General features: G+C 37.6%; 22 protein-coding genes. 8 read left to right on the plus strand and 14 right to left on the minus strand.

Features of this window, described 5'->3' with window-relative positions:
- Window positions 1-596 precede the first annotated feature (596 nt).
- Both FTT84_RS05780 and FTT84_RS05785 read left to right on the plus strand, forming a co-directional pair.
- A complete protein-coding gene (locus FTT84_RS05780) occupies window positions 597-1,667 on the plus strand; it encodes a 3-deoxy-7-phosphoheptulonate synthase (protein WP_180080392.1) in 1,071 nt (356 codons plus the stop codon).
- A 277-nt stretch (window positions 1,668-1,944) separates the two neighbouring features.
- On the plus strand, window positions 1,945-3,132 hold the full coding sequence (locus tag FTT84_RS05785) for a PilT/PilU family type 4a pilus ATPase (RefSeq protein ID WP_180080390.1): 1,188 nt from the start codon (window positions 1,945-1,947) through the stop codon (window positions 3,130-3,132).
- A 57-nt stretch (window positions 3,133-3,189) separates the two neighbouring features.
- Here FTT84_RS05785 and FTT84_RS05790 read toward each other — a convergent pair whose 3' ends face one another.
- The 7 genes from FTT84_RS05790 to FTT84_RS05820 all read right to left on the minus strand — a co-directional run bounded on the left by FTT84_RS05790 (window position 3,190) and on the right by FTT84_RS05820 (window position 11,448).
- Window positions 3,190-4,371: an MFS transporter gene (locus FTT84_RS05790; protein WP_180080387.1), complete on the minus strand. Its 1,182-nt coding sequence runs from the start codon at window positions 4,369-4,371 to the stop codon at window positions 3,190-3,192.
- Between the two features lie 281 nt (window positions 4,372-4,652).
- Window positions 4,653-5,027, minus strand: coding sequence for a glycine cleavage system protein GcvH (gcvH, locus tag FTT84_RS05795; RefSeq protein WP_067766536.1), 375 nt, complete (start codon window positions 5,025-5,027; stop codon window positions 4,653-4,655).
- A gap of 72 nt (window positions 5,028-5,099) precedes the next feature.
- Window positions 5,100-6,128, minus strand: coding sequence for an AraC family transcriptional regulator (locus FTT84_RS05800; RefSeq protein ID WP_180080384.1), 1,029 nt, complete (start codon window positions 6,126-6,128; stop codon window positions 5,100-5,102).
- Window positions 6,129-6,279: 151 nt separating this feature from the next.
- The gene (locus FTT84_RS05805; RefSeq protein ID WP_067766541.1) at window positions 6,280-6,729 is read right to left on the minus strand and encodes a MaoC family dehydratase; all 450 of its coding nucleotides are present in this window, start codon (window positions 6,727-6,729) and stop codon (window positions 6,280-6,282) included.
- 3 nt (window positions 6,730-6,732) lie between these two features.
- Window positions 6,733-8,583, minus strand: a complete 1,851-nt coding sequence (locus FTT84_RS05810; RefSeq protein WP_067766544.1) for an ABC transporter ATP-binding protein — start codon at window positions 8,581-8,583, stop codon at window positions 6,733-6,735.
- A gap of 97 nt (window positions 8,584-8,680) precedes the next feature.
- Window positions 8,681-9,961 carry a GGDEF domain-containing protein gene (locus FTT84_RS05815; RefSeq protein WP_257223364.1) on the minus strand — a complete coding sequence of 427 codons (1,281 nt, stop codon included), beginning with the start codon at window positions 9,959-9,961 and terminating at the stop codon, window positions 8,681-8,683.
- A 230-nt stretch (window positions 9,962-10,191) separates the two neighbouring features.
- Window positions 10,192-11,448: a mechanosensitive ion channel family protein gene (locus FTT84_RS05820; RefSeq protein ID WP_067766550.1), complete on the minus strand. Its 1,257-nt coding sequence runs from the start codon at window positions 11,446-11,448 to the stop codon at window positions 10,192-10,194.
- A 332-nt stretch (window positions 11,449-11,780) separates the two neighbouring features.
- Between FTT84_RS05820 and FTT84_RS05825 the strand changes: the two genes are divergently transcribed.
- Complete coding sequence (locus tag FTT84_RS05825; RefSeq protein ID WP_180080381.1) at window positions 11,781-12,410, plus strand: hypothetical protein; 630 nt, start codon at window positions 11,781-11,783, stop codon at window positions 12,408-12,410.
- Window positions 12,411-12,485: 75 nt separating this feature from the next.
- Here the strand turns inward: FTT84_RS05825 and FTT84_RS05830 are convergent, their stop codons facing one another.
- From FTT84_RS05830 to FTT84_RS05850, 5 genes are all read right to left on the minus strand, one after another.
- Window positions 12,486-13,022, minus strand: coding sequence for a DUF2058 domain-containing protein (locus FTT84_RS05830; protein ID WP_180080379.1), 537 nt, complete (start codon window positions 13,020-13,022; stop codon window positions 12,486-12,488).
- Between the two features lie 12 nt (window positions 13,023-13,034).
- Window positions 13,035-13,709, minus strand: coding sequence for a YoaK family protein (locus FTT84_RS05835; protein ID WP_180080376.1), 675 nt, complete (start codon window positions 13,707-13,709; stop codon window positions 13,035-13,037).
- A gap of 33 nt (window positions 13,710-13,742) precedes the next feature.
- Complete coding sequence (sstT, locus tag FTT84_RS05840) at window positions 13,743-14,936, minus strand: serine/threonine transporter SstT (protein ID WP_067766561.1); 1,194 nt, start codon at window positions 14,934-14,936, stop codon at window positions 13,743-13,745.
- 204 nt (window positions 14,937-15,140) lie between these two features.
- Window positions 15,141-16,877, minus strand: a complete 1,737-nt coding sequence (locus FTT84_RS05845) for a SulP family inorganic anion transporter (RefSeq protein ID WP_067766564.1) — start codon at window positions 16,875-16,877, stop codon at window positions 15,141-15,143.
- Between the two features lie 248 nt (window positions 16,878-17,125).
- Complete coding sequence (locus tag FTT84_RS05850) at window positions 17,126-17,446, minus strand: helix-turn-helix transcriptional regulator (protein ID WP_067766567.1); 321 nt, start codon at window positions 17,444-17,446, stop codon at window positions 17,126-17,128.
- Between the two features lie 283 nt (window positions 17,447-17,729).
- On the opposite strand from FTT84_RS05850, the gene cysK reads away from it, so the two are divergent.
- On the plus strand, window positions 17,730-18,728 hold the full coding sequence (gene cysK, locus FTT84_RS05855; protein ID WP_067766571.1) for a cysteine synthase A: 999 nt from the start codon (window positions 17,730-17,732) through the stop codon (window positions 18,726-18,728).
- Window positions 18,729-18,794: 66 nt separating this feature from the next.
- On the opposite strand, the gene FTT84_RS05860 is transcribed toward cysK, so the two are convergent.
- The gene (locus FTT84_RS05860; RefSeq protein ID WP_180080373.1) at window positions 18,795-19,004 is read right to left on the minus strand and encodes a hypothetical protein; all 210 of its coding nucleotides are present in this window, start codon (window positions 19,002-19,004) and stop codon (window positions 18,795-18,797) included.
- A gap of 385 nt (window positions 19,005-19,389) precedes the next feature.
- Between FTT84_RS05860 and FTT84_RS05865 the strand changes: the two genes are divergently transcribed.
- From FTT84_RS05865 to FTT84_RS05875, 3 genes are all read left to right on the plus strand, one after another.
- Entirely contained in the window at window positions 19,390-22,062 is a 2,673-nt protein-coding gene (locus FTT84_RS05865) for a heavy metal translocating P-type ATPase (RefSeq protein ID WP_180058625.1), read from the plus strand.
- Window position 22,063: 1 nt separating this feature from the next.
- Window positions 22,064-22,477: a Cu(I)-responsive transcriptional regulator gene (gene cueR, locus FTT84_RS05870; protein ID WP_067766580.1), complete on the plus strand. Its 414-nt coding sequence runs from the start codon at window positions 22,064-22,066 to the stop codon at window positions 22,475-22,477.
- A 177-nt stretch (window positions 22,478-22,654) separates the two neighbouring features.
- Entirely contained in the window at window positions 22,655-22,849 is a 195-nt protein-coding gene (locus FTT84_RS05875) for a heavy-metal-associated domain-containing protein (RefSeq protein WP_180080369.1), read from the plus strand.
- 92 nt (window positions 22,850-22,941) lie between these two features.
- On the opposite strand, the gene FTT84_RS05880 is transcribed toward FTT84_RS05875, so the two are convergent.
- The gene (locus FTT84_RS05880) at window positions 22,942-23,547 is read right to left on the minus strand and encodes a TetR/AcrR family transcriptional regulator (RefSeq protein WP_067766586.1); all 606 of its coding nucleotides are present in this window, start codon (window positions 23,545-23,547) and stop codon (window positions 22,942-22,944) included.
- Between the two features lie 606 nt (window positions 23,548-24,153).
- On the opposite strand from FTT84_RS05880, the gene FTT84_RS05885 reads away from it, so the two are divergent.
- Window positions 24,154-25,932, plus strand: coding sequence for an acyl-CoA dehydrogenase C-terminal domain-containing protein (locus FTT84_RS05885; RefSeq protein WP_067766589.1), 1,779 nt, complete (start codon window positions 24,154-24,156; stop codon window positions 25,930-25,932).
- Window positions 25,933-25,967: the final 35 nt, after the last annotated feature.

The following is a 25,967-nucleotide window of genomic DNA, read 5'->3' on the forward strand; positions in this document are numbered from 1 at the left end:
ACATCATAAAAATGGAAAAATTAATGATGAGAAAAACAGGACTTACTTCATTGGCAGATACTCGAATGGGACAGAAAGGGAAAGTCATAATTTGACTGACACATTTTCAAATTTTAGCGAAAGTTGTTTTTTTAATCAATTTTTTCAAATCAAATCGAGTGTTTTAAAGCTGTAAATATTGGAGATTGAATGTAATTAATTTTTAAAAAGCTATTGTCAAAGTAATGAATACAGCGTATTTTAAATTACAGACAAGCAACTTTTTTTGATGAAATCAAAATGATTAAGCAGCCAGTTTCTTCTAACGTATCGTATTATTTTTGGCAATTTAGATAATTGCCTGAATGCATTCGGGCAAAGAAATGGTTGCCCACCAAGTTTATACCTGATCGGCAACCCTGGTCAGGTTTTTTTATGTCTTGATTTTTATATATTTTTTGGAGAATTCACATGTACACATTAAACGTTTCATATTTTAGCAACTCTTATTGGTTTTACTTTAGTCAGTCTATGTCTAATGCCTTGCAATCCCTAAGTCCCACAACGCTCAGATAAAAGATCGGACTGTCATAGAAACAGTCCAAAGGAAATAATCAATGAATGCTTTAAATACTGCTTTACAACAAACTCAAGCGACTACAACTTCGTCAACAGAAACGATTTTAAGTTTGCCGCATCAGCTGAAAAAACAACTCCCATTATCAGCGAACTTAGCAGCACAGATTGAACAACATAGAACAACCATAGAAAATATATTAAATGGCGTTGATCCGCGTCTCATGGTTATAACTGGGCCATGCTCAATACACGATCCTATCGCAGCACTAGAATATGCTGAAAAATTAATTGAACTCCAAGCACAAGTTTCTGACCAGATTTTCCTCGTAATGCGTACATACATTGAAAAACCGCGTACCACTGTAGGCTGGAAAGGTTATATGTATGACCCAACTTTAGATGGCTCATCGAATATGCAACTTGGTTTAGAAAAGTCACGTGAGCTTTACCTACAAATTATAGAAAAAGGCTTGCCGATTGCTTCTGAAATTTTAAGTCCTATAGCGACAGCATACTTCGATGATTTGTTAGCATGGGGTGCAATTGGAGCACGTACGAGTGAATCACAAATTCACCGTGAAATTTCAAGTCATATGCCGTATAGCATTGGCTTCAAAAATGGTACAGATGGCTCAATCCAAATTGCACTCGACGCGATTCAATCGGCGTCAAATTCGCATCAATTCATGGGGATGAGCCAAAGTGGTTTACCATGTGTATTAAACTCTGTGGGTAATCCTAAAGCACATTTAATTCTACGTGGTTCAAACTCTGGCCCAAATTACCAATTGGCTGAAATCGAGAAAATTCGAGAAAAAGCCAAAGGCGAATTACCTGCATTAGTAATTGACTGTAGTCATGGTAATAGTCATAAAGATCCTTTGAAACAACCCGAAGTATTACGCACAATCGTTGCTCAAAGAGTAAAAACACATGTTCGTGGTGTAATGCTGGAAAGCCATTTGGTGGACGGAAATCAGAAAATTTCATGTGATATGACTTATGGACAGTCTGTAACTGATGGATGTTTAGGTTGGGATAAAACAACCACTCTAATTCAGCAAATTGCCAATGATTTACGTACTGTGAGCTTAAAGCGTAGTGCCTAAAGCTTTTAAAAGTTAATTATGAATTTATGCCCCAAAAACATGTGTACTTGGGGCAATATTTTAAATACGCATTGTACCCACGTAAATTTTAAGCAATGTAATAAGAAGAATAAAAAAGTGTGATAAATTTCTCATTAAAAATTAATTAAATTATTTAATTCAATGATTTAGGTTTGTATATTTTGTTTTTCTTATGCACAATAAACTGTGATTAAATTCAAAACAAATAATAATTCAGTTTTGAAGTTGAAGCATTAACTATGCGTTGGGGAGAAATATGTATACCGCTGAACTGCTTGAAGAAGCACGTCGTTTTATGTTCCATATGTTAACTAAAGTTGTTGAATATGGTGGCTCAGATTTATTTATTACAGCGGATTTTCCACCAAGTATTAAGCATCAAGGTTTAATGAAACCCTTTGGACAACAAGAATTAAATGCTGAAAAAACCAAGCTATTTGCTTATAGCTTAATGAATGAAAAGCAACGTAAAGCGTTCGAGACTGAACTTGAATGCAACTTTGCAATTAGTGTTCCGAATGTTTCACGTTTTCGTGTCAATGTATTTCAACAACAGCTTCACGTTGGGATGGTCATCCGTACCATTACTGCTGAAATTCCAAATTTTGAAAAGTTACAATTACCTGCTTCTTTAAAGCATGTCATTATGGAAAAACGTGGGCTTGTTTTAGTAGTTGGTGGAACTGGCTCAGGTAAATCAACCTCATTAGCAGCTATGATTGATTACCGAAATGAAAATTCAGCGGGTCATATTATCACGGTTGAAGATCCCGTTGAATACGTACATAAACATAAAAAGTCGATGATTACTCACCGTGAGGTTGGCGTGGATTGCCATTCTTGGCATAACGCACTGAAAAATACCTTACGTCAGGCTCCAGATGTTATTTTAATTGGTGAAATTCGTGATACCGAGACCATGGAACATGCGATTTCCTTTGCCGAAACCGGTCATCTCTGTTTAGGTACTTTACACTCAAACAATGCCAATCAAACTCTCGACCGTATTATTAACTTTTTCCCAGAAGAACGTCGAAATCAATTGTTGATGGACTTGTCTTGTAACATGAAAGCGATTATTTCACAGCGTTTAATTCGGACTGAAGATGGTAAAGGACGACGCGCTGCAGTTGAAATTATGCTGAATACGCCATTGGTGTCCGATCTCATTTTAAAAGGTGATTTTCATGAGTTAAAGCCAATTATGGCGAAGTCACGTGAACTGGGAATGCAAACATTTGACCAAGCTTTGTTTGACTTATATAACGATGGTGCAATTTCCTATGAAGAAGCATTACGAAATGCAGATTCGACCAACGAACTTCGTTTACAGATTAAATTGAAGAGTACACGTGCGACTAGTTCTGCCAATGCAGCTCAGGGATTTAGTATGGTGGAAGAGAAAAAAGAAGAAGCAGAAGCGAGTGAAAATACAGAAGCTTAATCTGAACAAAAAAAGACCTAAATTTTTAGGTCTTTTTTATTCTATAGAATATGCGGTCTATGCAGTAGCCGCTTTTTTAACAATCACCAAACGGTAATAAACCAAGCTCACAAGAATGAGAAGGGCACAAATGATGTACGCCAAGCTATAACCCGCATCACTAATCACCATGCCGAGTGCCAATGAACCAATCGCGATACCTAAATCGTAACAAGTGAAATATGTCGATGTTGCATGACCAATACGGTGTTTTGGTGAACGTTGAATAGATATTGTTTGTAAACATGGTTGGGCTGAACCAAAACCCATACCAATTAATACGGCAGCAAACATAAAGCCAGTGAGGCTTTCGATCTGACTCAGTACAAATAAGCCAGCAGCAAATAATAACAATGCGGGATAAATGACATAACTCGGGCCTTTACGGTCATAAATTTTACCAGTAAAGGGACGTAAGCTCATCATTGCTATGGCAAATACAGCAAAGAACAGCCCAGCATAGCTCAATAAGTGTTTCGATTCTGCAAATGTTGATATAAATGACATAATGCTGGCATAACAGAAAGACACCATCATTGCCATCAATGCAATAGGCAAGGCTTTAAATTCAATAAAATCATTTATGCTGAGCTTTTTCTTTTCTACTGAAGCAGTTGACAGAGGTTTATTGGCAAGTGGAATAAAGAAACAGAAGATATAGCCCAACACTACACAAGCCGTCAAAATAGCCGATACAGCAGCAAATGAAATATGTTGGATTAAACTCAAGCCGATTAATGGTCCAAGCACAATCCCTAAATTAATTGAGACCAAGAAATATCCCATGCCTTCACCTTTACGTTTGGCTGGAATAAAGTCATTTACAATAGGGATCGTTACCGTAGTTAAAATACTGAACCAAATTCCGTGTAGGAAGCGAATCGCCATGAGAAAATTCATGTTGTCTGCAAATAAATAAGCAAAACATAATAAACAAAACATAGTTTCAGACACATAAAGCGTTTTTTTCGCGCCAAATTTTTCGATAATTAAGGCACTAAATGGTCTGATTGCAATTGCTGATGCCATAAATAGAGTCATTGCAAGGCCAGCTTGTGACAAGCTACCACCTAAATCATTAACAATATAAATCGGTAAAATAGTGGTTTGTGCAAAATAAAAGATGAATAGAAACAAGTTGTTTGCTAAACATAATAGAAAGGATTTATTCCATAATGCTTCAGCATTGAAATCAGTCATGGGGCACCAGCGTATAGATACTTTAGACCTTATCTGTGCTTATGATTATAGGGATGCTAAGAGGTAGCTTATTTTTGAATTACACAAATGAAGGTGGGGTGAATATAATTTAACCATTATATATGAAAAGTCAACTAATGTAATAATTAGTTATCATATTTTATTTATATGATGAATAAAAAATAAAAAAATATCAAAATATGATTATCTGAAGTTATTTTAATAATAAAAAAATCAGTCGAAATGACTGATTTTTTAAAATTCAATTTGATACTTTGAACTTAAAGACCGGCTTCGTATTGCTCGCTTGAAAGTAAAGCCTCTACATCTGCAATATTGTCAGGTTTAATTTTGTAGATCCAGCCTTTGCTATAAGGTGCATCATTGACAAAATCCGGATCATCTTCAAGGTCAGGGTTTACTTCAACCACAACACCAGAAACCGGAGCATGAATATCAGATGCTGTCTTTACTGATTCAACCACACCAGATTGTTCACCCGCAGTAATGTGTTTACCTACTTCAGGTGCTTCTACATAGACTAAATCACCTAGGGCATCTTGTGCATGATCAGAAATACCAGTAACAACGAGGTCACCTTCAATTCGCACCCATTCATGTGTACTTGCGTACTTCAAATCTGAAGGATGATTCATTGATAACTCCTTAAATCCATTAAATTCATTTTTCGCATGAGTTATACATGCTTTTGATCCAAAACAAAAGACTTATAAGTACGGATCTTTACGCCAATTGCTTGGGCTTCGACCACTCCAACGTTTGAAGGCACGGCTAAAATTAGCAACATCACTATAGCCCAATTCATCTGCAATTTGTTCAAGGGTAAAGTCTGTACGAGACAATAGTGAGGTTGCATGCCGATAGCGAACTTCATCCACTAAAGTCGAAAATGATGTACCTTCAGCAGCCAGTTGTCTTTTCAGAGTTCGATCAGACATATGTAAACGTTCAGCAACACTTTCAATGCTTAGATAGTGTTGTTCAGAATTGGTTAATATATCTCGTACACGCATCGCAATACGATGACGCTCACCTAAGGCTGAAAGTTCGGCTTCACATTGGTTAATCGCAATTTGACTCGCAATAGGGTCAGCATGAACTAATTTATTCCCCAAATATTGTTTATCAAAACTGAGTAATAGATGAGGTTGATCAAATCTAAACTGGTGACGTGGATATTTTGCAATAAAACGTTCAAAACCTTCTGGCTGTGGGAAATCGAAGTCTATTTCACCGGCGGAATAATCAACACCGGTAATGGCTTTTCCCATACTGATCATGCCAAAAATCAACGCAATAGATATTTCGGTACGTAAGGGTTCTAAGGTGACATCAGTTTGTAATTGAATAGTCGCTTTACTGCCAAAGGTAGAAAAAAACAATTGCAAAAAGGGCATACGTAACTGTATAAATCGGTTTGCTAAAACCAAGGCATCCGTAATATCCCGTGCAGTCATAATGGCATAACCAATAAAACCATGTATGGAAATACGCATTTGATTCCCGAGGTGAAAGCCTAGAGTCGGTTCACCCGTAAGCTTTAATGCATGCTCAACTAACTGGTTGGCTATCGCTGTCGGAATGCGAAAATCAGGTTCAGCAAGTTGCTCACTATTGAGCCCAAACGGTTCAAATAATGTCTCTGCGGTGTAGCCCCAACGTGAGACAACATCTAAAAGGAGCAATCCATAAACGCCGGGTATACCCTGATCCTGACGGGAAGTAATTGTTTTCATAGCGTTCCGTTGCAATGCAGGTTTTTTCTTGTGTTCAAATCTATATTGGCATGAAATCAAGTTGCATCCTACAAAAATTGTTGGACAAACTTTGCTTAGCTTCTTTTATATCGATTGAATTTTAACTTGTAAAGTACTTGTAATTCACTGACTATTCCGCTTTGAAGGTCTTACTAAATACAACAATTTTTGTGGTCGACATAAACAGCACATCGCCATTTTGATTCAAAGCCTGCGTAACATAACTTACGATGCCGCGATCGTTTTTACTTTTCGATGGCGTAATTGCTACAATTTCTACTTCAGCATGTAATTTATCTCCAGGCCGTGTTGGTCGTGGCCAGCGGAGACTCGATTCGGAACCAATCAAACCATAAGCCACAGGGAAACATTCTGTCCAAAGACGCATGGTGACAGCTGCAGTATGCCAGCCACTTGCTGCCAAGCCTTTAAAAATAGGGTGTTTTTCAGCTTTTTCCTCATCTGTATGAAATTCTTGCGGATCATAAGCATTTGCAAATTGCTTAATCTCATCAATACCCATTTCATATTCACGACTGACGAAACGATCACCTACTTTTAAGTCTTCCAAGTACAGCATGTATTAATCTTCCTTTGCTTCAGGTTTATGTTGTTCTATTAAAAATCCGCCAGTCTGGCGTTGCCATAAATGTGCATAAATTCCATTTAATGCAACTAATTCTTCGTGTGTACCTTGTTCAGCAATTTTTCCCTCATCCAAAACAATAAGACGATCCATTTGTGCAATTGTCGATAAGCGATGGGCAATTGCAATCACGGTTTTGCCTTGCATCAAATCATCTAGACTAGATTGGATCGCCGCCTCAACTTCTGAATCTAAGGCACTGGTTGCTTCATCTAAAATTAAAATTGGTGCATCTTTAAGGAATACTCGCGCTATGGCAATACGTTGACGTTGACCACCTGAAAGTTTTACACCGCGTTCACCCACAAATGCGTCATAACCACGTTGACCACGTAAGTCGACTAATTGTGGAATGAACTCATCCGCCTTGGCTTTACGTACAGCCTCATACATTTCTTCATCCGTCGCATTTGGACGACCATATTTAATATTTTCCTCGACGGTACGATGTAAAAGAGAGGTATCTTGAGTGACTAGTGCAATACTTTTTCTCAAACTATCCTGTGTCACATCTTCTATATTTTGACCATCAATCGAAATACGACCTTGGTTAATAGTATAAAAATGCAGTAATAATTGTATTAATGTAGATTTACCTGCGCCAGAGCGACCCACAATACCAATCTTCTCACCAGGGCGAATGGTCAGGTTAAATTGATCAATAACGTTTTTATCGTTGTAGGCAAAATTCACATTTTCAAATTTTATTTCACCTTGAGGCACAACTAATTCTTTAGCGTCTGGTTTATCTTGAATATTAATACGGCGTCCCATGGTTTGCATGCCATCTTGAATTGTGCCGACATTTTCAAATAAAGCAGATGTTTGCCACATCATAAATTCTGAAATACTGCTCAGTTTTAAAATCATGGCGGTCGCTGCAGCAATTACGCCTAATTCAGCTTGGCCATTCATCCATAGCCAAATGGCAGTTCCCAATACTCCGCCATATAGAACAATCGTAAGCAAATTTGTAGTGATGTTATATTTTGCACCCAATCGCATTTGCTTGTAGACGGTGGTCATGAACTCTTTCATGGATGATTTAGCATACTGACTTTCTCGACCAGCATGAGCAAATAGTTTTACTGTTTGAATATTGGTATAGGCATCAGTTACACGACCTGTCATGACAGCGCGTGCATTGGCTTGTTCATTAGCAACTTTACTCAGCTGCGGAATAAAATAACTTGCAGAACCAATAAATAATGCCAACCACAACATTAAGGGAATAATTAAAAGGGGCGAAATAGCACCTAAAATAATCGTAATAGAGATCAAATATATAAGCACATAGGCAACCATATCGCCCAAGATGATCCAAAATTCACGTACGGCCAATGCGGTTTGCATGACTTTTGCAGAGAGTCGACCAGCAAAATCATTATGAAAAAAATCCAAACTTTGTTTTAACAGTAAATTGTGAAATCTCCAACGCAAACGCATTGGGAAGGTACTGTATAAAATTTGATGCTTAATAATGGTTTGTAGACATGAGAAAAAGATATTGGTCAGTAAAATACAGGCCAAAATGGTTAAATTGGTTTGATGCTGCTGTAAAAAAGTATCAGGCTGTGATTGGCTAAGCCAATTTACTAATTCACCGATTTTTGAATAAAGTAAGGCTTCAAAACTAGCTACACCAGCGGTACAGAGTACCAATATGAGTAAATAGCGTTTTACACCAGATGCTGCTTGCCAAACAAAGGGGAAAAATTTCGTAGGCAAGGGCTGATGCAAATTTTTTTCTGGATAGGCATCGACTAAATTTTCAAACCATTTAAACATGCAAACAACCTAGTATTTTAAGACAGCGAATCTTTGATCAATACCGATGAGTGTAATTGATTCGATTCAGTTAAACCATGTCGTTTTACTTGTTGTTTTATACAAGTTGTTCACTCTGATTCATAGTGTTGTAATGAACAACACAATTTCGGCCTTGGTGTTTGGCTTCATATAAAGCAATATCGGCATGTTTAATAAGTTGGTCTAATTTCGGATGTTTAGGATCCAATTTAGAAACCCCTACAGAAATTGTGAACGTTAATTCTTGATCATTGATATTTAAACATTGTTGTTCCATCTTATAGCGTAGACGTTCTGCAATTTTTAGCGCATCAGCTTGTACAGTATAGGGTAGTAGAACAATAAACTCCTCACCGCCAAAACGCGCTAACATATCATTATGTCGCATCTCTCGACGAGCGACTTCTGCAATACAGCATAGGACTTGATCACCAACGTCATGACCATAAGCGTCATTAATCTGTTTAAAATGATCGACGTCGAAAATTAGTAAACTGGTGCTGACCATATGCGGTGTCTCTCTAATTTTTCGATTGGCTGATTGCACAAAATGACGGCGGTTACTGATTTGAGTCAGTTCATCAGTGTGCGCTAACTTACGTAATGTATGATAATTCCAATCATCAAGCAGTGCGCGTAAGAATGTCTTACGTGAATTTAAAGTATTGTTCCAGCATATATAAATACTAAATAGTAAGATGGGAACATATACAAATAGGTAAATGATAAAGTCACTGAGGACATTAAGACGCCAGACGCCAAACAAAACTGCCGCAGTAATCATTGCAGAACTGAGTAAAGCCGGACGAAAATGTACCTGTATACTAAGGTTGCCTAAAACAATCAAAATAACGGCTGCATATTGATATGTATATACAGCTTCATTGCTGGAGTTGAGTAGAATTTCAAACCATAGTATAGCCGATAGACAGGTCGCATAAGGCAAAACCATATCGAGTAACTGAATACGCCGAATGTATTTAAATAAAAAAAAGTTAAGTCCAAACGCACCAATAATTGCAATGACTCGAATCACACCAGACAGTACTTCTACATCCGGCAAAACGTATCGATCTGCCCAAAAATAAATTAAAAACGCCAATTGAGCAAAATGATTTACTTGCTGTAAATATTTTTTTTGATTGTAGTATAAAAATTTATGGAAAGCGCTTTTAAATTGACTCGGTATACGTGCAATCGGATCGCGTAGAGCATTTTCAATGTGTTCACGGCTATGGACATCGCAGGCTTCTGATTTTATTAGGGTGTGCTTAACCGGTGATTGATTCATTGAATCAAACAAAATTTCTGATGGTGTTCTAACTGATTTATGAGAAGGGTTTGGGGTACCTTCCATGATCAAGTTCCTATTTTAGAAGCTTTTTTATGCGTTTGTTTACAAATAATATATAAAATACACCATTTTTGTATACAGTTTTAGCTGAAATATTTTTGATTTTTAGATGAATGTGAGAAATAGCGCATGAATCTAGACATTAAGAATATAAAACAAAATTGTTCAATCAATCATGAAAAATGAATATTCATTCAATTTGTTAAATTTTTTTGAAAACGAACAGCCTTAGATTAAGGCTGTTGACTCGATTCAGACCATTGGTTTATTTGTTTAAAATCCGAACCAGAAGGCGCTTGATACACACTTAAGCCGAATTCAGGAATAATCGCAATGAGGTGATCAAAAATATCCGATTGAATTGCTTCATAGTCCTTCCATGCAATAGTATTGCTAAAGGCATAAATTTCCAGCGGTAGACCTTGACTGGTACTTTGTAATTGGCGAACCAAGATGGTTTGGTGCTGAGCAATGCCTGAATGTTGTTTTAAGTAAAACTCAACATAGGCCCGAAAAGTCCCTAAGTTGGTTAAACGTCTTTGATTATATTGCGATTGATTTGAAAGTTGCTGATTGAAATGAGCCAACTCTTCGTGTTTTGTGTCTAGATATTGGTCGAGTAATAAAAAATCCTTGAGCTTATTTTGCTCGTCTTGTGTCATAAAATGCACTGAGCTTTGGTCAATATAAATTGAGCGTTTAATTCGACGCACCCCAGCTTGTGCCATACCACGCCAATTTTTAAAAGTATCTGTCACCAATTTATTGGTTGGAATTGTGGTGAAAGTCTTATCAAAGTTCTGTACCGTAATAGTATGTAATGACATATCAATGACATCGCCATCCGCATTTAAAGAAGGCATCTCAATCCAGTCACCTATACGCACCATGTCATAGGATGAAATTTGAACGGATGCCACCAAGGATAAAATTGTATTTTGAAAGACCAGCATTAATACCGCGGCCATAGCACCAAAACCAGCCAATAAAGTAAATACGTCCTTTTTCAAGAAAGTACCTAAAATCATCAAACCACATACGATATAAATGATTAATTTGACCAGTTGCAGATATCCTTTAATCGGCTTATTTCTAGACTTCGGATTTCGTTGGTAAATCAGGTTAAAAATATTGAGTAATTCTGAGATTGCTAGTGCAATGGTTAGAAAAATAAAGGCTTGGCAGGCCATTTGAATTACCGTTTCAACTTTATCCGACAAATGTGGAACGGTTGTGATGCCATTCAATATCACAATAGCGGGCACAATATTGGCAAAGCGTTTGATCACACTATGTTCTGACAAAATTTGGCTATGACTAAAGGTCATTTTTGAGACCAATTTACGAATACCACGTACAACAATTTGTTTGGCAATAAAGTTTGCAAGAATGGCAAAAATTAATACCAGTCCAAGCGAACTCAGCATTTCTAGCCATGGATATTGATCTGACCAATCTTGAATATTTTGTATAAACTGAAATTTTTCCAAAATAACCCTTCTTTAAATTTGAATAACGTTAAATGTGTAAACTGATTAATTGATAAGATTCTAATATTGAAGATTTTATATGCAAGTTTATACAATCAAATTTTACGGATTGGCCACATTTGTCATTCATATAATTACAACTAAGTGACCCAATCTAAGATCAATATTTGAAAATAGTTGTTTCAACAAATTTAAAGCCATATCGATGAATTAACAGTCAAAGTTTGAAATTCATTTCTATCAATTTATTTTAATATCATAAAAAAAGAGTGAATAAATAATAATCAATAATTTTCACTCAATTTTTTTATTTGGTTCTTTAGGGGGACACTATGGGGATTTATGTCGTAACAAGTTTAAAACGAGGCTCAGGAAAAACAACGATTGCGCAATATTTGAGTCAGGCTTTATCAATTTTAAATAAGACGATTCTATTGGATGCTGATCTAAGTTCTGCCAATTACGAGTGGGCAATGCAACAGAATAATCATCTCGGTTTTGAACATATCAATGTAGTAGAAAGTGATAGCAATACATTAGATTTACGTATTCAACATTTGAAAAACCACTATGCCAATATTGTTGTTGATATTCATGGACATGATTCCAATGCGCTAAGATCGGTATTAAAACATGCGAATAAAATAATTATTCCAACAGGTTTGACGGAGCAAGATACGCGGTTAGTCCAAGAGATGTTAGCTTTGGCTATTGCGATAAAGCAATTTAATACAGGATTACAGATTTATATTGTATTAAATAAAATACCGATTGGGACAGACGCTGAAGAGATTATTGAGGCAAAAAAACATCTACAAGATATCCCAAGTGCAAAATTTTTAAATACTGTAATTTATAATTTGGACGAATGGCCGTCTTATTTAAATAATGCTTTAGATGATCAATCATCTACAGACGTTCAAGTTTTATTGCAGGATTTTCTCACTGAAGTTTTAAATTAAACTCATCGTTCAATACACAATAAAAAGCTCCTATGAAAGGAGCTTTTTATTTGATTTAAAGAAAATTATCGCAAATTACCACATTAAATCATCAGGAATGACGTACGCTGCATACGGATCTTCTTCATCCGTTGTTTGTTCATTGTTTTCTGAATTATTAACAATGATAAAGCCTTCCATTTTCGTATTGATACGATCTGCAAGTGGTTTTGGTAAAAAAGCATAACTACTATTTTCACGTGCAATAACAAGACTACCAGCAACCAGCGCGTTGTAAATTTGCTGATTAATGTAGACTTTTTTGATTTTGCTATCATCAATGAATTGATACGTTGACTCACCATTGGTATCGCGAATTTTGTGCTGATTGATCATTTGCATGATGGCAGCTTTCAATTCTTTTTCTTGCAAAACTGCTTTACGACCTTGCTCTAAGGCATGATCTTTTGCCATTTTTTGCTGCTGATCTTGTTCGATTTTCGCTTTGATTTCAGCTTCATTGCTTTCACCTGTACGTTTTTCATGTACAGCTTGTTTAGACAGTTTTTTTGCCTTTTTATTATCGACCAGACCTGCTTTAAGCAATTGCGCCTGTAATGCATTTTTAACCATAATACGTTCCAACTAATCGTGTATATGTCGATAATGAAAATAGATGACCCAATACACCACACTCATGATTAAACTTAATGCGGCAGGGATAAGGAATGCGTTTAATTTTAAATAAGGATAAAGCCAGCTGGCAAGTAACCCGCCGACAATAAACCCAATTAAAATGAGTAAGTGCAAAATGACACGCTTAGATTCGACTTCTAAGCCACGTGCTTTATAGCCTAAAGCTAAACCTAGATCTGTCAGTACACCCGATAGATGTGTGGTGCGAATAATTGTGCCTTTATAGTGGCTGACCATTGCATTTTGTACACCCATTGCCACACATGCCCAAAGTAATGCATAACGTGGGAAAAATGGCAGGAGTAGCCAACACAGGACAATAAAAAAAGCCACCAAGCTTAGAGGCACACCATAACGGCGCGTTAAGCTGAAGTGACTATTTCCAAGTATCAGCCCACTATAAAATGAACCGATTACATAACACATTAAGACCAGTATTAAATACAAGATGGTGGCAGGCTGCCAATCGAGGATCGCCATAGCCAGCATACTGACATTACCAGTCATGTGTGAAACGGACTGGTGTAATACGGTCACCAGTCCGAGTACATTAATCATTCCCGCATTGACTGCAAGAAAAAAAGCCCCGAGTTGTATCCACAACGGTAAAGTTTGAAAAGGCATACTTTCGCCTTAAATATATCCAATATCAGGATATTATCTTAAACCACGATCAACTGCAGCAGTAAATAATACGTCAGTCGAAGAGTTTAATGCAGTTTCAGTCGAATCTTGTAGCACACTGATCACCATACCAATGGCAACAACTTGCATAGCGATATCGCTTGAAATACCGAACAAACCACATGCAACTGGAATTAATAGCAATGAACCACCAGCAACACCAGAAGCACCACAAGAGGACACAGTTGCGACCACAGATAAAATCAACATCGTTGTGAAATCAACAGAAATACCTAAAGTATTAACTGTAGCAAGTGTTAAAACAGTAATCGTAACTGACGCACCAGCCATGTTGATCGCAGCACCTAAAGGAATCGCAACACTTGCGGTAGATTCAGGTACACCTAGACGCTTCGCAAGGTCTAAGTTCACAGGAATGTTGGCAGCAGAGCTACGTGTAAAGAAGGCAGTGATACCACTTTCACGTAAACATTGGAATACCAATGGGAACGGATTTGAGCGTGTCATAAACGCCACCATCATTGGATTAATGACCAATGCTACAAAGAACATAGTGCCAATTAACACAGCCAATAGGTGAGCGTAGCTAACCAGTGTTTTCAGACCTGAATCTGCAAAGGTAACTGCAACCAAACCGAAAATACCAATTGGAGCAAAGTTAATTACTAAACGGATAACTTTATTGACCGCTTCAGCTGCATCAGATAAAAATGATTTCGTCGTGTCCGATGCGTGACGGAATGCGATACCTAAGGCAACAGCCCAAGCCAAAATACCAATGAAATTTGCTTCAGAAATAGCAGTGACAGGGTTTGCCACAAAACTTAATAATAAGTTTTTCAAAATTTCAGCAAGACTGCCTGGTGGAACAAGATTTTCTGCAGCAACATCAAGGATTAATGTACTTGGGAAAAAAATACTTGCAATCACTGCGCTGAGTGCAGCAAAGAACATGCCCAAAGCATACATCAACATAATTGGTTTAATGTATGCATTGCTGCTACCAACTTTGAAATTTGCAATGGATGACAGCACAAGTACAAATACGAGTATTGGTGCTACGGATTTCAATGCCTTAATGAATAAATCACCAAGCAAACTTAAATATGGTGCAACGCCAGGAGCAACAACAGCAACCAATACACCTAAAATAATGGCGATGATAATTCGGGTTACTAAACTCAAGCGTGTAAATGCTGAAAACATAGGGGAGCCTTGTCAGAATTACTATGACAAATTGATGAAAATTAGCCACATATTTTATACGAAAATGTGGAATGCTTAAAAAATAATTTTATTTAAAAATAAAACATTGTTTTATAAAGTCAATTTTTATATTTTAAATCAATTTTATAAATATGCTCATAACTTATAAATTAAAGTTGACTAAATAATAAGCATGAAAAAAGTTTAAATTTGGTATTCAGTATGAGATGCATCTAACTCCTGAATGGCTTGATAATGTGTGAGAAATGCTTGCCCACTCAAGTGTTTTAACAGTTTTGAATGCTGCAATTTGTCCATAACTGGGCCTTTAATTTCTGAAAAATGTAGTCGAATATTGAGTTTTGAAAGCTCGGCATTTAAATCTTCCAACATTTCTAAAGCACTTAAATCAATTGAACTGACGCTTGAGCAGTTAATGATGACATGCTCCAATTTTTCATTTTGACTCACTTCATTAATGAGGAAGCCTTTTAAGGTATTGGCATTTAAAAAAGTAAGGTTTTCATCAATACGCATAGATAAAATATGTGGTGCCGTATAGACATGATGACGCTGAATATTTCTAAAATGTTGTGTGCCTTCCACCAAACCAATGACTGCAATATGAGGACGGCTAATCCGCCACAGCATCAGGATGAATGTCGACACAATCCCGATAATCAAACCTGTCGAAATGTCGATACAAACCACGCCAAAAAAAGTCACCCACATCGCAATACCATCGGCTTTTGAATAGCGCCATGTATCTAAAAAAGGTTTAAAGTCAACTAATTTCCATATAGAAACAATAATGGTGGCAGCAAGGATCACTAAAGGTAAATCACGAAAAAATCCCGTGAAATATAAGCTGACTAAAATAATTAATAATGATGATAAAATACCGGCCATTGGCGTTTTTGCACCGGCATCGGCATTCACCACTGTTCGAGACAAACTACCCGTTACGGGAAATGCAGAACTCACCCCCGCGCTTAAATTGGCTAAACCAAGGGCAATTAATTCTTGATTACTATTTAAATTACTTCGTTGTTGTAACGCAGTCGCTTGAGCAATGGATAAGGATTCTACAAAGCTAATCATGGCGATCATGCTTGCGCCGGGTATGAGAGTTTTGACTAATTCCCAGTTCCAATGCGGAAAGCTTAGAGGAGGAAATCCAGATGGAATTTCTCCTACCGTTTTAATGCCTGCATCTTGTAAATTAAAATACATCACACTGGCAATGGAGATAACGACTAAAATCAGGGGCAGTGCTTTCGATAAAAATGCAGTTGAACCAAGACGTGACTGTATCGCCTGTGATGCCAAAATTTTAGGGGCGTACACTAAAAAAATGATCGCTAAAATACCAAAGAGCAACGAGTTGATATGGCTAAAACGCAAGTACTGCCATAATGAAATTATAAATTCAGCGATGTTATTGGCCTTTAATGGCACATTGACCAAAAACTTAAATTGACCTAATGCAATCAGTAAAGCTGAGGCAATAATAAAGCTCTTGATTACTGGGTGACTAATGAGCTGAATTAAAAAGCCAAAACGTAGTAGCCCCAATAGTAATGAAATTAGACCCACCATTAATGCCAGTAAGGTTGCAGCTTCAATATAAACAGGAGAACCGACTTCAAACAGAGGGTTCAAAGTCGCAAAGGTCATCATCGAAATAATGGCCACAGGCCCAATGGATAAAGTTGAGCTTCCACCAATGAAGGCATAGATAATCATCGGGAGGATGCTGGCATATAAACCCATAATCGGAGGTAAACCAGCAAGCATGGCATAGGCCATGCCTTGAGGAACTAACATGGCGATCACAATCAAGGAAGCCAATACATCAGATTTAAATTTGACAGGTGTGTAAGCTTTTAGCCATGCCCAAGCGGGTAGAAAATCAAGTACACGGTGGTTTAAATCTGACATATAAAATTCTAAATCACAATTTCGTATATATTATGCATAAAAAGTGCTAAGAAGTCTTTAGCTTGTTAAGTTTGTGTTGTTTAAATTTTACATATGGTTGTTGTATAGGTGAAAGATTAAGACAATCAATTGATATTGTTGATTTGAATTATTCGGAACTCTTTAGAATCTGAATGGATAAAATGCTATTCACTGTTTTAGTTTTTTATTGGTACAGGAACAGCATTTAGTAATTAAAGCGTTAAAATTTAATGCTTTAATGAAGGGTGACAATATAATTGATACAACGTATTTAATACTTCAACCAAATTGGCATCTTTAATTGAGTAATAAATTTGCTTACCATCACGACGCGTGGTCACCACATCACTTTTACGCAACATCATTAACTGCTGTGATAGGGTCGGCTGCTTAATATCGGTAATTTGTTCAATCTGAGACACATTTAATTCTTGCTGTGCCAGATGACATAAAATAAGTAAACGATCCGTATTGGCTAGCGACTTTAAAACGCCCACGACTAATTCGGCAGAATCACGCATTGAGGTGATTTCCAGATCGGTATTCATTGGGAAGGTCCATAGGATTAACAACAGTTCAAGTATACGGATATCGCTGTTTAATACATTGAATAAATAAAACAATTTCTATGGTTTTTAGTGAAAATAAGTATCAATAATATTTATATGTTATCTTTTAGTTCATCAATTAAGCTTATTGCTTGATTTTAGTGCAAATTAACAAAAAATACTCCTATATAGAGTACTTTAGCCTAAAAAGACATGCACAGTTGAAAAATGGTTGTATGATCTAAAGGTCGTTTAAAATACAAATACATCAGGGAATATACTCATGAGTACAGATTCATCATTTCCAGTGCCTAGCAATTTAGGTATCGCGGTTTATAGCAACAATGCAGAAGCTATTGGTAATACACCTTTAGTGCGCATTAACCGTGCCATTCAATCTGCAGCAACGGTTCTTGCAAAAGTTGAAAGTCGTAACCCTGCATTTTCAGTAAAATGTCGTGTAGGAGCCGCTTTAATTGCCGATGCAGAAGCTAAAGGTTTGCTTAAAGCAGGCATGCATATAGTTGAGCCAACGAGTGGTAATACAGGTATTGCATTAGCTTTTGTTGCTGCAGCGAAAGGTTATGATATTACTCTTACTATGCCTGCAAGCATGAGTATTGAACGCCGTAAAGTGCTGAAATCATTTGGTGCAAACCTAGTATTAACTGAACCTGCTAAAGGCATGAAAGGGGCGGTTGAGGAAGCGCAGCGCCTAGTTGCAGAGCATCCAGAAACATATTACTTGCCTCAACAATTTGAAAACCCAGCGAACCCTAAAATTCATGAACAAACCACAGGCCCAGAAATTTGGGATGCAACTGGCGGTAAAGTCGATATTTTAGTTTCAGGTGTAGGAACTGGTGGTACTATTTCAGGGATTTCAAGTTTCTTTGAAAAAGTGAAAAATCAGCCAATCTACTCTGTAGCTGTTGAACCAGCAGAATCACCAATTATTGCACAAGCGAAAAAAGGTGAAACTTTGACACCTGGACCACATAAAATCCAAGGAATTGGTGCAAACTTCATTCCGGGTAACTTAGACCTTGAGCTTGTAGATGAAGTCATGGGCATTGAAAGTACTGAAGCAATTGAGTGGGCGCGTAAAACGGCAACTCAAGAAGGTATTTTAGTCGGTATTTCAAGTGGTGCAGCAATGGCTGCTGCAGCAAAATTGGCTGCACGTCCTGAAAATGCAGGCAAAACGATTGTCGTGATCTTACCGGATGGCGGCGAACGCTATCTTTCTTCTGTGTTATTTGAAGATATTAGTGCTGACTAATTGAGTTAGAAAGATTTAAAAGCCCATTCAGTAGAATGGGCTTTTTATATTGCAAGGTAGATTTTGCTAGGCTGCATCATTGTCCTGATTATTTAACAGCGATGTTTTTTTCATATGTGTTTCGTCATTTAAAGTCAGGTCTGTATTTTTTATAAATGCCTTCATATTTAAAGGTGCATTTGGCTTTTTTGTTTCAGCTGCTTTATATCCAAACGTTGTTGCAATGTATTTAAAGAGAAAACCAAGAAGCACACAGACCGTGACAGCAGGAATCACAACTTGAGTGAGCCAAACATCAATGTGATCTAAACTCCAACTCAGTATTAGAAATAAAAAAGCAAACAAATAGGCGCAGTTGAAGCACAGGTTCGACAGTTTGTACATGCGAAAAATAGGAATATCGTTTTGGTTGTAACGAATTTCTATCTTACTGAAATATGAGACAATGTATAGAATTAATATAAGAAAAATAACTAAATGAATAGTCATTATTCAATTTTATTGATTATTCTTATGTAGGCATTGAAATTTTTTTCAATTACACACTGTCATGTCTGTCGGTATTAAAAAAGGAAAATGACGCATTAAAAAACCTTGACCTTGCCATAATAGTAATGTTTAAGCTATGCATAGAACAGATAAATATCATTAGGGTGTTGTCATGAATGATTCAACAGAAAATAAACTTTTTGAAGGCAAACTTGCCATAGAAGGAATGACCTGTGCTTCATGTGTGGCACGTGTAGAAAAAGCTTTAAAAAAAGTCGATGGTGTGAGCAATGCTGAAGTCAATTTAGCCACTGAAACAGCGCAAATTCAAAGTCAGCTACCACTAGATTATCCTGCTTTCATTCAAGCGGTGGAAAAAGCAGGCTTTGGTGTGGCGCAAAAACAAATTGAGTTAAATATTGAAGGCATGACCTGTGCTTCTTGTGTGTCGCGGGTAGAAAAAGCCTTAAAAAAAGTACCCGAAGTTATTGATGCCAAGGTCAATTTAGCCACCGAAAAAGCCACCGTAACTGCTTTAGAAACAGTACACACTACTGAGTTGGTCAAGTCCGTTGAAAAAGCAGGATTTCAAATTGCTCAGCCCAATATTGAATTGAATATTGAGGGTATGACCTGTGCATCCTGCGTAGCGCGTGTAGAAAAAGCACTAAAGGCAGTTGGTGGTGTAAGCCACGCTACAGTGAATTTAGCTAATGAAAAAGCCTTTATTCAAGCCCCTGCAAGTCAAACACAGCAACTGGTTGCTGCGGTAAAAAAAGCCGGTTATGAAGCAACATTGGTAACGGAGCAGCAACCATCGTTGGCTGAAAAGAAAGCCGATGAAGCTCGACTATTAAAGCGTGATTTGATTATTGCTTTGGTACTAGCTGTTCCTGTGTTTATTCTGGAAATGGGATCTCATATGATTCCGGCATTCCATCATTTTATTGCGCATAATTTGGGTACGCAAAATAGTTGGTACATTCAATTTGTCTTGACCACTTTAGTGTTGATATTTCCGGGGCGTCGTTTTTATCAACATGGCATTCCAGCCTTGACACGACTCGCACCCGACATGAACTCTTTGGTTGCTGTGGGTACGTTGGCTGCGTTTAGTTTTTCATGTGTCGCAACGTTTGCACCGCAATTATTACCGCAAGGCACCGTGCATGTTTACTTTGAAGCAGCTGCCGTAATTGTTGCTTTAATATTGCTGGGTCGCTTTATGGAAGCCAAAGCCAAAGGAAAAACTTCACAGGCCATTCAGTATTTAGTCGGTATGCAACCAAAAACGGCACGCGTTGAGCAATCGAGTAGTATTGTAGATATGCCTATTGCTGATGTACAAAGTGGTATGTTGATTGAAATTCGTCCAGGTGAACGTTGCCCTGTAGATGGTGAAGTAGTTGCTGGTAGCAGTTATATTGATGAATCCATGATCAGTGGTGAGCCTCTACCTGTAGCAAAACAAGTGGGTGATCAGGTTGTGGGTGGCACGATTAATCAAAATGGGCATCTGAAAATTAAAGCCACCGCAGTTGGACAAGATTCTGTCTTGGCGCAAATTATTCATATGGTGGAACAGGCACAAGGTTCAAAATTACCGATTCAGGCCTTAGTCGACAAAGTCACGTTATGGTTTGTTCCTGTGGTGATGTCACTTGCCTTGGTGACTTTCCTCATTTGGTACTTTGTTGGCCCTGAACCAAGTTTGACTTATGCATTAGTCAATGCAGTTGCGGTACTGATTATTGCGTGTCCATGTGCGATGGGTTTGGCAACACCAACCTCGATTATGGTTGGGACAGGTCGTGGTGCAGAGTTGGGTGTGCTGTTTCGTAAAGGTGAAGCCTTACAACAGCTTAAAAACACCCAAGTGGTTGCCGTGGATAAAACTGGAACTTTAACTGAAGGCAAGCCAACGCTGACTGATTTTGAGGTGACTACGGGTTTTAATAAGGATCAGGTGTTTCAGATGCTTGCATCCGTTGAAGCCAAGTCGGAACATCCTATTGCCTATGCCATTGTTCAAGCCGCGCAGGATATGAATATACAACTGCTTGAAGTAGAAAATTTTGACTCGGTGACAGGCGCAGGTATTCAAGCATTAGTGAATGGTCAACAACTCTTTATTGGTGCCGATCATTTGATGCAAAAAATGGGCTTAGATACTACGGTATTTGCAGCACAAGCTGAAATTATGGGTACAGAAGGTAAGACACCATTGTATGTGTCTATTGATCAACAACTTGCCGCGATTGTTGCGGTCGCTGATCCAATAAAAAGCTCGACCTATTCAGCAATTCAAGCTTTACATGATTTGGGCTTAAAAGTTGCGATGATTACCGGTGATAACCGACACACGGCTGCGGCTATTGCAAAGCAATTGAAAATTGATCATGTGATTGCAGAAGTGATGCCTGAGCAAAAGGTGCAATCTGTACAGCAACTACAGCAAGAACATGGAGTAGTGTGTTTTGTCGGAGATGGTATTAATGATGCACCTGCCTTGGCACAAGCCGATGTTGGGATGGCGATTGGAACAGGTACAGACGTGGCGATTGAAGCGGCTGATGTGGTGTTAATGTCGGGTAACTTACAAATGGTGCCAACAGCAATTGCACTGAGTACTGCGACCATGAATAACATTCGGCAAAATCTATTTTGGGCCTTTGTTTATAATGCCGCACTCATTCCTGTTGCCGCAGGTGTGTTGTATCCATTCTTTGGTGTTTTACTGTCACCAATGTTTGCCGCAGGTGCGATGGCATTATCATCAGTCTTTGTGGTTTCAAATGCGTTACGTTTAAAAGCCTTTCAAGGCCCTATATTTAAGGAGTCTTAAGATGAATATTGGACAAGCTGCAAAGTCGTCTGGGATTTCCGCCAAGATGATCCGCTATTATGAAAGTATTGGGCTACTCAATAATGCACAACGTACAGATGCGGGTTATCGGGTGTATAGCGAAGCTGATGTGAAAACCTTGAGCTTTTTACGTCATGCACGTGATTTGGGCTTTTCTTCCGAGCAAATGAAAGAGTTATTGGGGCTTTGGAAAAATACCGACCGTCAAAGTGCGGAAGTTAAGCAACTTGCTTTAAAGCATATTGAAACTTTAAATCAGAAAATTGCAGATCTACAAGCGATGGTACAAATTTTACAGAACTCTGTAGATGGCTGTGCCGGTAATGAGCAGGCAGAATGCAATATTTTGAATCAGATTGAAAAAGGTGTTGTTAATTGCTGTCAGCACAAATAGGTATAGCTACAAATACTTGCTTATCTATAAGCTAAATCCGCGCTTGACCTTACCATCATGGCAAGCTTTAAAGTGTATACATAAATGTTCAATCATGAGAAATGAAAGATCAGACGCGAACTTTCTAGTAATCAAACTTTTAAGTTAGGTCGATCGCATTTGAAAGAGGATATAAAGATGAAATTTCGTATTGAAAATATGACTTGCGGTGGTTGTGCACGTAGCGTGACAGCAACGATTAAGGAATTAGATGCCAATGCTAAGGTGAATATTGATGTGGCAAGCAAATTGGTTGAAGTCGAAACAACACTTACAGATGATCAAATTGTTGCAGCATTAACTGAAGATGGTTTTCCACCAGTTTCTGCATAATTTAATTAGGTGAATGTAAAAAGCCAAACATCATGTTTGGCTTTTTTATAGATGCTAACGAGTAACCTAACCCTTTGAGTTGTAAGCAGACTTTATACCGCAGAAATTTTGTCTGGGGTCATTAAGGCCTGGTTAATATACAGTTTGATTAAGCGTTCACGTGAACCAATCGATTTTTGATAATGTGTCGAATTCAGTAGAAGTGAAGCACCATAAGTCACAGTCCAGATATAAGATAAATAATCTCGAATGGACATTGCACTATCAAGTGATTTTAAATAATCACTGGTCATGTCTTTAATTACAATAATGCGTTCTTCACGTACACGATAAAGCTCTTCAAATAGTTCTTTGAGTTTACGTTCATTATTGGTTAGACGTTCTTCAATGACATGTAATAATATCGTTCGATTTGAATTCAACATATTATAAAGCATATATTGAGAAACATAAGTTTTAATATCGTGATTATATTTTTTTGAAATTTCTAATAATCTTTTTTCATTTAAAATAATTAGTTCTAAATATAATTGGTTTTTACTTTTAAAATGTTTATAGATGGTGCCTTTTGCAATATCCAGTTCACAGGCCAACTCACTTAAGGTGATGTCCTGATTATTATCCAATAGCAGGGTTTCTGCCATGGCTAAAATTTTTTCCTTGCGCAGGATAAAATTTTGTTGGCGTACTGAACTCATGTTGGTTGTTCCATAAACTTTTGAAGAGAGAACAGGTCTAGCATATGCCAGACCTGTGTTTTTTCACATTCCACTATGGTCTCGAATTTGACATAAATTGGCTTAAAAATAAACATATTAGTGATTTGTGTGAAAGATAAACAATTCATAGCAGCGTTTTAATGTCAATAAAACTGAACCCTAGAGGTCATTTTTTTTAAATAAAATTCCATTTTTTATTTTTTTAATTTATTGTCTTTTCGCTTTTACAACAAAAGCAGCATTTAATTGAACTGTAATGGTTGGTATTTTATTTATACAACTTGGATTAAACATGATTATGGGTAATCATTATGTTTGGTTTTAATTTTATTCAATATACGAGTTTAATATCTTCAACAAATTTATATATTTGTAATAGAAAAATGCTGCGATCAAATCCAGATGATAGAAATCATCTAGTCGGTAAAAACAGGACATCTGCAGACTAAAGCGGTGCCCAAATGAATAAACAGATTTTTAAGAATTTCCACACAAAATAATTTTTTTATTTAGTGCGGGAGCATGCAACTTTAAAAAAGTACTTTGTCAAAGTACATGACAAAGCCTGTAGAAAAGGAAAGTACAATGCCAATATACAATGCGCCGTTAAAGGACATGGACTTCATCTTAAATGATGTATTCAATGCGGATGAGTTCTGGCAGTCAAATGAAAATCTTGCTCATATTGATATGGCAACAGCAAATGCCATTCTTGAAGAAATGGCTAAATTTTCAAAAAATGTCATTCTTGATCTAAACCGTACTGCTGATGAAGAAGGTGGTGCACAGTTTAACAATGGTGTTGTGACGACTCCGACAGGTTTTAAAGATGCATTCAAACAATTCGCTGAAGGCGGTTGGGTGGGTTTAGGTGCTTCAGAAGAATGGGGCGGCCAAAACATGCCGAAAATGTTGACTGTTCTTGCTGATGAAATGATTTGGAGTACGAACCCATCATTCATGCTTTACCCACTACTGACTGTAGGTGCGGGTATGGCCATTAATGACCGTGCTTCCCAAGAGCAAAAAGAAACGTATTTACCAAAATTCTATACAGGTGAATGGTCAGGGACGATGTGTTTGACTGAACCGCATTCAGGTACTGATCTAGGGATTATTAAAACCAAAGCAGAGCCGAATGATGACGGATCATTCAATATTACAGGTACAAAAATCTTCATTACCAGTGGTGAACATGACCTGTGTGAAAATATTATTCATTTAGTATTGGCTAAAACACCGAATGCGCCTGCGGGTTCACGTGGTATTTCACTGTTTATTGTGCCTAAATTCCATGTGAATGCTGATGGTTCAGTGGGTGAACGCAATGCAGTTTCAGCAGGTTCGATTGAACACAAAATGGGTATCAAAGGATCAGCGACATGTGTGATGAACTTTGATGGCGCGAAAGGTTATATCGTCGGTAAAGAAAACGAAGGCCTTGCTGCAATGTTCGTTATGATGAACTACGAACGTTTATCCATGGGTATTCAAGGTATTGGTGCAGCAGAATTTGCTTATCAAAATGCAGCACAATATGCGACTGACCGCTTACAAGGTCGTTCTGCAACAGGTGCTCAATCTCCTGAAAAACCAGCAGACTCAATTTTGGTGCATGGTGATGTGCGTCGTATGTTATTAAACGTACGTGCCAACAATGAAGCTTCACGTGCATTTGCAGTCTACGTGGGTCAACAACTCGACATTACAAAATACTCGACAAATGAAGCTGCCGTGAAGAAAGCCAATGACCGTGTAGCATTGCTTACACCTATTGCCAAAGCGTACTTAACGGATACCGCTTTACAGGCGACTTTAGAAGCGCAAATGTGCTTTGGTGGTCATGGCTATATTCGTGAATGGGGTATGGAGCAATGTATCCGTGACCTACGTATTTCACAAATTTATGAAGGCACCAACGGTGTTCAAGCTATTGATTTAATTGGTCGTAAAACCACCAAGTGTAATGGTGCATTTATTGCAGAATACTTAACTGAAATCCGTGAATTTGCTGCAACTATGTCAGATTCAAAAGTGAAGTCTGCTGCACTACAAGTTTCTGATGAAGTAGAAGTATTAACTCAGTTTATTGTTGAACAGTCTAAAACAACACCTGACTTTACAAGTTCTGTAGCAGTAGATTATTTACACGCAGTTGGGCTACTCAGCTTCGTCTACATGTTTGCCCGTATCAGCAAAGCTGCGGCAGCAAAGACTGAAAGCTTCTACCAAAATAAATTGGTTCTTGCAGACTACTATGTCGAAAAAGTATTGCCAGATCTTGCAGCGCGTGCACAACGTATCAAGTCAGGTTCTGAGCTAGTAATGCAGCTTCCAGAAGAATACTTTACTGCTCAATCTTAAGACTATTACTTCAGCCTCATACCTTTAAATGTAGG

Origin of the sequence: Acinetobacter sp. YH01019 (assembly GCF_013420285.1) — a bacterium.
In the GTDB taxonomy this organism is placed as follows: Bacteria; Pseudomonadota; Gammaproteobacteria; order Pseudomonadales; family Moraxellaceae; genus Acinetobacter; species Acinetobacter gandensis.